At 49.6% G+C, this 264-nt stretch carries 1 protein-coding gene; it reads right to left on the reverse strand.

All coding sequences use genetic code 11. The annotated features are described in order from the left end of the window. A partial coding sequence (locus E3E29_RS11610; RefSeq protein ID WP_167911130.1) for a hypothetical protein occupies positions 1-264 on the reverse strand: 264 nt, incomplete at both ends.

A 264-nucleotide genomic window follows, 5' to 3' on the forward strand; every position in this document is an offset into this window, starting at 1 on the left:
TGCTGTCAGTAACGTTGCCGTCAACCTTGACAACAAGGTCGTGCGGGTTAACGGCAGTCACATTCGGTTTAACCGTGAAGTTAATCTCAGTCGGCACGTACTTGTAAGCCCAAGTCCGTGACGGAGTTATGCTAACACTCCAGTCTTGTGGTGTAACCGTGTAAGTGTCGCTTCCAACCTGGTGACCATTGTAGGTTGCGATAACGTTGAAGGTCATAGCATCCTCTGGGTTAGTAATCGGAATCCCGATAACCTGCCCGTTGA

The organism is Thermococcus sp. Bubb.Bath, assembly GCF_012027595.1.
Taxonomy (GTDB): domain Archaea; phylum Methanobacteriota_B; class Thermococci; order Thermococcales; family Thermococcaceae; genus Thermococcus.